General features: G+C 45.7%; 7 protein-coding genes and 1 pseudogene. All 8 read right to left on the bottom strand.

Going from position 1 to position 9,600, the window contains the following annotated elements:
• Positions 1-144, bottom strand: a pseudogene (locus tag F6K49_RS30965) (IS4 family transposase); the annotation flags it as partial.
• A 407-nt stretch (positions 145-551) separates the two neighbouring features.
• Complete coding sequence (locus tag F6K49_RS30960; RefSeq protein ID WP_293102820.1) at positions 552-1,415, bottom strand: hypothetical protein; 864 nt, start codon at positions 1,413-1,415, stop codon at positions 552-554.
• The gene (locus F6K49_RS30955; RefSeq protein WP_293102816.1) at positions 1,412-2,389 is read right to left on the bottom strand and encodes a hypothetical protein; all 978 of its coding nucleotides are present in this window, start codon (positions 2,387-2,389) and stop codon (positions 1,412-1,414) included. Before F6K49_RS30955 ends, F6K49_RS30960 begins: the two co-directional genes overlap by 4 nt.
• 352 nt (positions 2,390-2,741) lie before the next feature.
• A complete protein-coding gene (locus tag F6K49_RS30950) occupies positions 2,742-4,448 on the bottom strand; it encodes a hypothetical protein (protein WP_293102813.1) in 1,707 nt (568 codons plus the stop codon).
• 195 nt (positions 4,449-4,643) lie between these two features.
• Positions 4,644-6,989: a hypothetical protein gene (locus F6K49_RS30945; RefSeq protein ID WP_293102810.1), complete on the bottom strand. Its 2,346-nt coding sequence runs from the start codon at positions 6,987-6,989 to the stop codon at positions 4,644-4,646.
• A gap of 216 nt (positions 6,990-7,205) precedes the next feature.
• Positions 7,206-7,955 carry a group II intron maturase-specific domain-containing protein gene (locus F6K49_RS53705; RefSeq protein WP_366514254.1) on the bottom strand — a complete coding sequence of 250 codons (750 nt, stop codon included), beginning with the start codon at positions 7,953-7,955 and terminating at the stop codon, positions 7,206-7,208.
• A complete protein-coding gene (locus F6K49_RS53700) occupies positions 7,873-8,730 on the bottom strand; it encodes a reverse transcriptase N-terminal domain-containing protein (RefSeq protein WP_366514253.1) in 858 nt (285 codons plus the stop codon). The genes F6K49_RS53705 and F6K49_RS53700 overlap by 83 nt, the downstream gene beginning before the upstream one ends.
• Before the next feature lie 500 nt (positions 8,731-9,230).
• Positions 9,231-9,356 carry a hypothetical protein gene (locus F6K49_RS30935; protein WP_293102807.1) on the bottom strand — a complete coding sequence of 42 codons (126 nt, stop codon included), beginning with the start codon at positions 9,354-9,356 and terminating at the stop codon, positions 9,231-9,233.
• Positions 9,357-9,600 lie beyond the last annotated feature (244 nt).

Genomic DNA, 9,600 nt, shown 5'->3' with positions numbered 1-9,600 from the left:
GACTGCACCAAGACAAGATTCAGCAATTTTTTCGAGTTTAACATTCTTGATATCTTGGACAATAATTACTACAAGGTAAAAAAACAATAATTGAGATTCGGAAAGGAGATTTTTTAGATGTTTTTGATATAATTCTGGTAGCATTTTGAATTGATAGGTCGTCTTGACAATTTCTGACCTATCTTTTTTTACCATAATTCGCTCAATTTAAGATATATCAAGGGTTACAGGGCGCTTGTCGCCCCCCCAGGGTACAATCAATCTGCATACAATCGAATATCTGCTGCCACAATCACTTGCCAAGTGCTCCTCTGTTTGTAAAAAACCTACCCCTGTGAGGTGATTGAATCCCCCAAGAATCAACTGTTCTTGTAATTGCTGAGAACATCTCAGAATCGTCTATCGCGTTTTGCCGATCAGATGCAAATTTCAGGAAGTCTTGCAGTACCCAAATTGATTCTTCGCAACTCGATTGCACTGGATGCACTATACTCAAAAAAGCGTCAAATCTCGCACTAAAGTAATCGCGATGATACTCACTATCTTAGCAACTAAACTACCAACATTGCTGAGAGTCGGCGTGCTTGCTGTAGCACTGCAGACCTCCACAAAATCCGACCATCCTCCGAACTACAAATCGGACGATTCTCAGACCATCCTTCACACGAATCTGATTGAGCCCAAGGTAATTTACGAAGCGTTTCTCGGCATGCTATGAAGTCTTCCACGCCCAATTCTACTGCACGTTCTACAGCGTAGAGTAATTCCATCGGATGGGGATAATAAGGTGACAATAGCAGTGCACGTTCTGAAGAAGTTCCAGCCCAAGCTACACCAAGTTCTACCATCTGGACAATATTGGTAATACCCAATGCCTCGCCAACTCCAGCAGCCTTGAGCAACACTGCTATATTTACATTCACGCACACATCAATAATATTGGGATAATAGAGTTTATTAAGCCATGTAAAATAAACTCCGCTTTGATACCAGGGTTTTGCCGTACCTGATATCCAAAAGAGACGAAATTTAGCAAGGACTTCACGCACTACCTGCTCCAGAAAAGCTTTCGGTTTGCGTCCGGCACGAACCAGTGCAAATGCGAACAACGCAGAATCATCGGCATCAGGGTTGAGAGGAATCGGCATCCATGAGGGGTGACCATCAGGTGGGTAAAAGGAAAAAGCACCAGGCTGTGTAGGAAGTTCACAACGTGCAAGGAAATCCAATGCACGTTCCTGGGCAGCCATAACTGCAGGAGTTTGTGGCAGATGCGTAAGTTCATGGAGCACAAGTGCTGTCACAAAACCGTTTTCGTCCGGTACCGGACCGTCGGGCAGATACACTGTAGAAAGAAAAGCACCACTGGGTGCCTGTGCAGCTAAAATACCAGCTATTGCATTCTCGATATTCATACTACTTCGGATGGTGGGTTAACACCAAAGTTTATCCCCAAAGGAGCATCGCCGACAACGGTAACACCAAACATGGTATGGCTCGTGGTAACCCCGTCTTTTTGAGTTGCCAACGGTTCGGTTAATCGGTCATAGAAGGAAAAATCCCATCCTTTACGCCGACCAAGTTCAAGTATCTTCTTACGGCTATTTCCATCGTTGCCGAACATTGTTCGTGCATAAGTATAGAGCGTGAATGCGATCGGACCATTACCTTGTGTAGGTACAGAATAGCTAAAACCGAAAACAGAGCCAGGTAATTCGCGCGAAATTGAAAATGGATAGCTTTCACTGAGCAAGGCTACTAACTCACCTTGTCGCGACATCAAATCAGCGCGCCACAATAGGGCAGAAATTTCGTGGGTCATCATATGCTCAATCCGCGCATACACTTCAATACGATTAGCATAGGGATCAACACCGATCATTTCGATACGTTGCTGTCGGTTTGGTAGTGCCCGTGGTCGATCGAGAAGTTCGGTAGCGAATTTTTCCGCAGCTTTAGCAGCACTTTCCGGTACTTCTAAATACAATTTATAGCGATCGCTCATTTCATTATGGCGACCACCAATGAACACACCGTAGCGAAGATTATGCCCCGTCTGAAATTGACGCACAAGATCAATAACATACGTTGCCAATGGCGGACTGCCTAGGCGCGCAAACAGTACCTCGGCATCGTCAAGTCGCGCCATGGGACCGTGCTCCATTGGACCTGGATCGATGGTATAACGAAAGGATGAATCAGCTGAAGAAAATGCAATTTCTACGGGAAATCCACTCATCGTAAGAGGACTGTCAACATATGCCATTGCTTCAGAATGAGCGCGAAACCCAAGCAACAAGGCTATGGCAGCACGGGCACGTTCGATAGCTTGAGGCTGATATTCTCCAGCGATTGCTAGCGCTCGATTCACACTAGAAGGTAGTTCCATCTCTCCAAAAAACAATCGAGTAAATAACACACTCACTATACATGGGCAGAGCGATGGTTAACAGTGAGTATAATTCGTAATTCGTAATTCGTAATGCCTCTTTGGTGAGGAGCTGCGCTAACGTAATTATTGCCCCATAAATAAATTTAGAGGCTTCAACAAAGCCTAAAATGACATCCACGGATAAATCCGGGGGCTACCCTATGGGACGCTACGCGAACAGACCATAAATATTTACCTGGTGACCGAAAAATAAACAAGCCCCTACATTTATGTATAGGTTTTCTCCCCTGCTCCCTGCTCCCTGCCCCCTGTCCCCTGCCCCCTGCCTCTTCCTAACAATGCCCCAGCGCTAGCTGCCTTGAGGGGGTAGTATCAGTATTGTGCCTATCTGATTGTCTGCTTGAGCCCTGGTTTGACCACCACTCAACATCTGGTAAACCGCCTCATAGCTATAGAGTGGTTGAGACTGATCGACTAGATAGAAATCGCTGAAATATTTAAATCCGCTTGACTGGGTGAAAGTAAAGTTACGCTTTTGATTCGGGTTGACCCATATTTCCACCTGAACCTCAGTGACAGTCTGCCAATTAACTAATGATGGATCTATTGTAATACTAAATGGCAATTGATCTGCTGTCAGTGTAACGCTGGTATCGGTAGTAAATGCCTCAAATTGATAAAAGTTATCCGACTGAAGTATTCCTACATACTTTATCCCTGCCGTAGTATCGTGGATCGCTTGGAAACCATAGGTATAGCTCGGCTGCTGGACAGAGAGAGTCTGAGTTCCCGGGTTTGGGCCTGTAATCTTCCACTTTTGTTGGGGTGGAAAACCGAGATTGCCATCCTCCTCAGAAAAGGGTGTGAGCTGAATTGTGGTATTACCAGATAAAGTCGCAGTGAATACAGTTTGCTTTGGTTGTAGGGGATTCGTCACATATATATAAGGAGGAGGGGAAGAATCTATCCCCCTCTGAATGTAATTACCCGTTTGGGGACCGGGTGCTCCTGGGGGAGTTCCGTAAATAGTAAATTCAAGCCAATACTCAAATGATTCAAACGGAACATAGTTAGTGTTTGCAATCAAGGTATTGGGAAGGGACACGGGGGGGCGGGATTCACCGCCTGAAGTATAGTTCACCTTGACCTCTGTGATAATTGAAGAGCCCCCTATCACATCTGCAGCTAATGCGAACTCACGAATACCAACTTCTGTTATGGATACAGAATTATCATTTACATCGGAAAAAGTACCTGAATTAAAGGGTGCAAAGCCACTGCCCCTTTCATAGGTGACGGTGTAATCATAACTATAGTCAAGACCCCAGTTTCCATCGGTGAGAGTTGCAAAAATCTCGGCTGTATACGGCTGCGTCTGTGATGATGTGAACGTATGCTCCAGTGGTTGGCTGCGGGGGTTTTGTACGGTGAGCTTAATTGATTCAATTGGCAATGACGAAACATCCTGGGCAGTTACCTCAAAACTAACTGGCTGCAATGGTGGCAATACTGGAAACAACAGTACTGGTGAATTTGCTGGGGAAGCCTCTACGGTATAAGTAGTTGAGCTATCTTTCAAGGTATAAACTACCTTATAACTATAGTTTGAGCTGTCGAGAGAAATGTATTGTGCCGCAGTGTTACTGGATGTAAACCTAAAATTATTCGTATCAATAGTGACATCGGCAGTTGATATGCGAGTCCAATCCACTTGGACGGGAACGATAGCTATAGTATAAAGCGGCGGCACGCCAGTCCCGACAAGGATGGTTTTAGTTTCACTCGAAGCTACAGTTGGGGAAATCGGCGTAACCGTACTGCCATCAGTGCTGACTAGGATGCCTTGATAAAACACCGTTCCTGCTGTCGCAGAGCCTGGATCAAACTCCCAGGTGCGAGAAGGTTCTTCAGCTGTGAGCACAAACCATTCCCCCGCACTGTAATTGTTCGTGGTGTCGATATACTCCACTCCAAGCACGATTTCCCTCAGTGATGGATCGGCTCCAGTTAGACCTTGTGTGTTAATTTGATAAGACAACATCTGCCAATACTCCATAGAAACTGAACAATTCCAAAACAGCGCTGACTGTAAAGATTAACTGAGCTTTAGGAACCTGAAGTTGCGTTCGAGGTTCGGATGGGATTATTTCACCATTCAGGAATGCTCTCAAAGCGATATGCTGGCCTGCCGAGGCAGGCCGAACACATGTTTAGCTATCCAAGATTCGGATAGATGGGCAATCAAATTGGGTTATTTGACTTGCATGTGGTGATACTCATGCTTGGGCGTCTTTGCTGCTGTGTTTTGCCCGAGATAAAGTTTCTGATGAGCTGCCTTTAACCGAGGCATACTAACCGCCGCTTCCAAGGGCAGGGCTGTATTGGCCATTAACCTTTGCGCCGACAAGGTTGACGGCAGAATGAGTATGCTAGATGTAGTAGATTGCTGCGGAGTCTCTATAGGTTCTCCTCCCGAGAAATACTGTAACGTGTAGTACCACTCTAGCTCTGGGGTAGGACCTTCAAGGAGGAAACTATAGTACTGTACTCCCGTACCCTTAGTGAACTGGAATGAACGCTGTTGCGTCATTGTCCTTCCATCTGGCTGGAGTAGATAGGCGTTAACGATAACCATCTGATTTCCATCTGAGGAATTGTCATCAGCCCACTTGACCAGCGATGGCTCGATCGTAATCATAAAAGGCGTTTGCTTATATGACACGTTAATCACCGTACCCGGGAGCACATTCAAAGGCAATGGCAGTTGAATGATCTGATTATTCAGCGTATATTGTGCAGTGAGTATCTGAACATAGGCATTGGTATTAAGGGGTGCTTGAAATTGCCATGGTGTCGGAGGCTGTGGAGGTTTAGTGGGAAGTTGCCACATTTGAGGTGGTACACTGACGGTGTTATTTGGATCGACGTAATTTGCTTGGAGAAAAAGATCCTTCATCACATCAGGTGATCCCGGCTCAGGCCAAACTACATTGAGGAAGTAGGTTTTAGGATATACTGCTGAGGTAATAAAGACTTGGTTCGTGTTCTGAGGACTTGCCGGTGCTAGTTCCACTGTGGAGCCATTCTTCATCACGTACTTCACTGCATATTGGTAAGGTGTGGTATATGGAACCGCCGTGTAGAATTGAACCTCCCATGGGTCGTTATTCTGCTGAAATTTATTGTTGCGTGTAACCGTTTCAGCGGGGATGCCTGGTGCAGTGTTTGTATTGGTGAAAGAGAAATCGACTTCCACATAATCGACATCAGTGTCGTAATTAATGTTTGTTGTTTGGATAGTAACGGCCAGCGCCCTGAGGTCACCTGCATTGATTGTTTCAGAGGTTTGGCCTGACGGCGCTGCATCTCCCTCTATCTTTGGCGATTCCCAAGAGGTCCCGTTTGAATAAGCAACTGAATAGGAGTAGGAATAAGTAAAATTGGGTTGGTTGCCGGCTGAAACGGCGGGCTTACTAAATGTCCAAGTCGAGTCCTTATCGGTTAGCGTACCTCGATCGCTACCAGAAGGCGACGTCACAGAAATGGTAATGCTATTGATTTTATTAGCCTTGAGATTTGTGTTTTGCAGGGCAAACACAACAGATAGTGGTGCAGTATTTACTTGCTGATAGAGCGAATCCCATTCCGACTCAGAAAACGCTGGTAGTTGAGTCGAGCTTTGTGCGACCCAGATCACCACCTGGTTTGAGCTGTAGACAGTGCTGAAGGAAGACACTTGACTCATGCTGAAGGTGTATTCATTACCTTGCGGCACATTCTGCTCCAGCAGGGCAATCGCATCATCCACTGACTGCTGTACAGCGTTTCGTAGGGTCTGGTTAGCCCAGTTTTGGATCTGCTGCCCTTGGGATGATTCTGGGTCAATAGCACCCCAGACATAATCGATGGATCCAGCCCCCGAACTATTAAGATATTGGTTGATCGTAACCGTTCGGCTAGTGACGCTGCCCCAAACGTTCTTGTCTACATCAATCTCTTGCTCGTAAGTGTAGGCAATTGTGGAATCAAAGGCGATGGTGACAGTAACCCCAGGCAGGGATCCTGGTACCTCCATCTGATATTCAACTGAGAAAGCTCCATTCCCTCCAGGACCAAATGCACCAATGAAAGACGCCACTGCTGCCTGGCTGGGAAGCGAGACAGTCCACGCTGCTTGTCCGCTCGTTTGCGCTACACCACCAGTAGTCGTCGTTGGAGTAAGCGACGGCCACGCAGGCGCGGAAAACGATTGCAGTTCGCCTTGGTCATTCGGGTATTGGTAGTTGAAATAGGCCGTACCTGCGCTCCACTCCCAGGCACCAATGATAGTTTCAGGACCAAATTTGTCTCTAACTGCGTTCACAGCTCCTGGCGGTGTTATCAAAACGGTTTGGAGATTGCACTGTCCAGTAACTTGCTCTGCGTTATTAAACTCTGTTAAAGAGAATTTGGGCAGTCCATCTGTACCTGTCTCGATAACAGGCTGTGGCAGGATGTAACGGGTTACCTCACTTTGGTTGTCGCCATAGACTTGAATCGTGTACTTCTGTCCCTGGTATTCATAATCGAGAGCTTGCGAACTAGAGAGATCGAGCATGATAGAGTCCTTGATTTTAGTTATAGAGTGATTGAAGCAATTTTAGAATGGGGAGCATGTCACTTATGCAGAACATTTGTACATTAGCTATAGCCCCCTCATGGGTAAAAGCCAAGCTCCTATGATTAGAGTCGATGCCTGTTATTACCCAGGGCACCTCTCCTTCAAATCCGGACGTGAAGGTTTCCCCTCATCCGGCTCCTAGATATCCTAGTCTTATCGCCTTTGGTGACGCTTCGCGAAGGACTTGCCCCCATGGATATATTGGTGACAACTTTGATGGACGGCCATAAGATTTTTGGGCTTCCAATTGTCGTGATTTCCATCTATATGGTGAAGGTGAATTCTTTCCTCACCGACGAATTTCAGTCCGCAATGTCCACAGGAATGGTTTTGCTTGGTCAAAGCTTTTGATGTAGCATTATCGTAGAGTTTGCTTTTCCGCTTACTCCAGTAGACTAGGTTTCCGTCATATGGGGACTTAGTCCCTTTTACCATGACGTGGTTGTTTTCTTTCCATGAGACTGCTGGGAAGGCTTTCTTAATGAGTTTTTCGGCCTCCTTCCGATTGATTGATTTTTGTTTCAGGAATTTTCTATGTGCTGCTTTGTTGGCAAACCATAGGCTATTCCTAGAGCCATCCATTTTGCAGTTTCTGTGATAATTTCTCCAACCTCGTACAATGGGTGCTAGTTTCTTGGCTTTGACTTCTGCACCATAATTCGAGCTGTTGGCCACGGTTTTAATCTTCTTTAGAATTTTCTGATAGTTGTCCTCTGAGGGAGTACTTCTGAATTTTCCGTTTTTCTGGACTTTAAAATGCCAGCCCAGGAAGTCAAATCCGTCTGTCGCTAGGGAGAGCTTGGTCTTTTCAGGACTGTATTCAAGATGCCTTTCCGTTAGAAATTTTTGCACCTTTTGTAGAACCTTTTCGGCGTCGTCTTGTGCCTTGAGGAAGAAGACCATATCGTCTGCGTAACGGACTGATGGGTGTACATCTTCTATTCCGTCTAGTGCTATGTTGGCGCTTTAGTGGACTGACCACTCCTCCTTGAGGTGTTCCTTGCTCCGGGAATTCTGGGTTTACTCCTGCTTTTAGGCATCTGAATATCCCTAGTTTTAATCCTTGTGGAGCTATCAGTCTTATCATGATGGCATCATGACTAATTCTGTCAAAACACTTTTTGATGTCTAGCTTTATTATTCTCTTATTAATGCCGTTTGCGTTTGATGAGAGATTACCAAAAATGTATCTTTGCGCATCATGAGCACTACGTCCTCTCCTAAACCCGTAACTCCGGGCGTGGAAGGTTGCTTCATGTGCTGGCTCAAGAGCAAATTTTGCTAAACATTGCCATGCTCTATCAGTTATGGTTGGCACTTTCAGCATTCTCGTACCCCCGTTTTTCTTAGGTATCGGAATTTCCCTTAACCTTTGGTGCGTCCAGTTATCCGCACTGGATACTAGCTTTTCAAGTAACTCAAACCTTTCGCTGTATTTTAAGGCAGTTTTTCCGTCGATTCCGGCGGTTTTTTTGCCTTGATTGAGCTGTGTCACTTGACGGATGGCCAATAGTTGTGCCGACCGGGATTTCAGTATCAGTTTCTGCAAAGACCTAGCTTGTCTTAGGTCACCAGCTTGAACCGCTTTATACACGCGCCGCTGTAGGCGGAAAAGGTTTTTCCGGAGTTGTTTCCAGTTTTGTCCTTTCCAGAGGTCACTATAAGTTTTATTACTCATGTGTCTACCCATGCTCTCAAGCGAGTTTGTGTATTCTGAATACCCGCGCCCAGTTTTGAGCGCATCTTACCCGATAGTGGGGATTAGGCTTGGCATAGCTTACCGAGGGTTCGACCTGTCCTCAGACCCATATTTGCTATCGTTTTTACTCGTTCCATCTAGCAGATTGTTTGAACGGTTTAGGGCAGTCCACTTTGCCTATCCTTTTCTCGGAGATTACAGCTATCATATACTAATGCTGTGAGAATAAAGGATGAAGTCCACATGTAATGTTTCAGATTGTGGCTTTGAACTAAGACATTTTTTTAGAACTTGTTTACCCATGCCGTTTCCCCCTTAGCGCCAGTGTGGGTAATCTGTTTCCCCTCTGATTGCGCCCTGATGCCAGCGTCACTCTGCGGAGATGCCGCCCGCTCGGTGTGGCCAGATAGGGAGTCACTTGTCTCTTCAAGGGGTGGGCTTTCACCACCATCCGCAAGATAGTTAGGATTTTGAGGTTATTACCTCGGGAATCCCCTAATCCTTACCCCTCCATTTTCTAGAGGCTCTTGATTAGAACGAGCCGCACGTATATAGTTCATTTGTTCTGGAACATAGACTTGCTCCCCATCAATTTGTGAGAACAATTTAATAGTAGCCCTGTTATATATCTGTGATCCTCATAAAACTCATAGAAAAACTCATAGAAAAACTCATATCTCTCGCACTTCTCAGGGAGCATGTCACAAACCGCCGAATCTTTGGGGAGCAGGTCAATTTTGTCAGAACACTTGAACTACAAACCCTTGAACTACAGTGTTTTCGGGGCTTCAGTAGCAGTCGTTTTATAGTATTTTTGTACTATTAAGTTGACATACTCCCAAAACTCAT

Source organism: Moorena sp. SIO3I6, from assembly GCF_010672095.1.
This window is presented reverse-complemented; position numbering and strand designations above follow the sequence as displayed.